The 1253-nt window shown below is 42.8% G+C and carries 1 protein-coding gene; it reads left to right on the top strand.

Translation table 11 applies throughout. From position 1 onward, the window contains the following. Positions 1-1253: Ig-like domain-containing protein (locus B3S92_RS02025; RefSeq protein WP_296202217.1), on the top strand; the 1253-nt coding region annotated here is incomplete at both ends.

The raw sequence follows: 1253 nt of genomic DNA, 5'->3' as shown, positions 1-1253 counted from the left end.
GGTGATGCTGGTTTGTCTGCTTATGAACAAGCTTTAAAAGAAGGTTTGTTTGAAGGTACTTTTGAAGAGTTCCTAGAGTCTTTAAAAGGTCAAGACGGTGCTGATGGTACAAACAAGCCAGTTGTAAATATCCTTGAAGGCGATGACGGCTCTGTTGACAACATAGATATTAACGATGCGGGCAATATGCTTGTGTCTGTAATTCTTCCACCTAAAACAACTGTTGGCGATACTCTAGTCGTGAATGGTGTTGAATACCCTGTCACGCAAGAAATGGTTGATGTAGGTATTATTGTAGAAGTTCCTGCACCTAAAGAAGGTGTTTTAACTGCTGTTAAGGCTCATGTTGAGTATCAAGACGGTACAAAATCAATTGAGGGTAGGGATATCGCTAAGGGTGGAGATTTTACTGCTCCCGACTCACTTTCAATCGAGATAGCAGAAAATGGATATACTATCAGTGGTACAACCGAACCCTACGCGTTTATTGATATTGATATTAATAATAATGGAACAATAGATTACACACTTAAAGCAGACAAGAATGGGAACTTCTCAAAAAATATTTATAAACCACTATTAAATGGTGAAGAGATCTTAGCGACTGCTCGGGATAAGTACGGGAATTCTACAGATCCTGTTATTATTAAAAAAGCGCCTGGTAAGCCGACTGGTATTACTGTAGGTAATGGCGATGACTTTATTACCAAAGATGAAATTGACGAGCAAGGTAATGTTGATGTCACTGTTGGCCTGCCAGATGATGCCAAAGCTGGCTATACCGTTGTAGTTAATGGTAAAGAACAAGAGCTTACAGAGGAAGACAAAACCAAAGGTGAAGTCACCGTTAAAGTGCCAGCGCCTGAAGAAGGTAAGACGCTAACGGTTGATGCCAACATCAAAGACCCAGCAGGTAATGAATCAGAGATACTAACAGAGGATGTAGGTCAGGTTGATACCACAGCGCCTGAAGCACCTGTGATCGAAGACATCACCAACAACTTTGATGATACCGGTAATGTAGAAAGCACTACCATTACGGGAACTGCCGAGCCAGGCAGCACGGTTGAAGTGAAAAACCCAACCACAGGCGACGTAGTTGGTAGTGGCACCGTTGGTGAAGATGGCAAGTTTGAAATTGTCGTGGAAGGTGGTTTAGAAGACGGTCAAGACTATGACGTCACTGCTAAAGATTCAGCGGGTAACACATCTGAGCCAACCAAAGTGACAGGGGATACCACAGCGCCTGAAGC

It is taken from the genome of Psychrobacter sp. UBA3962 (genome assembly GCF_002385225.1).
In the GTDB taxonomy this organism is placed as follows: domain Bacteria; phylum Pseudomonadota; class Gammaproteobacteria; order Pseudomonadales; family Moraxellaceae; genus Psychrobacter.
Note: the sequence above shows the minus strand (reverse complement) of the source record. Positions and strands in the feature narration are given on the sequence as shown.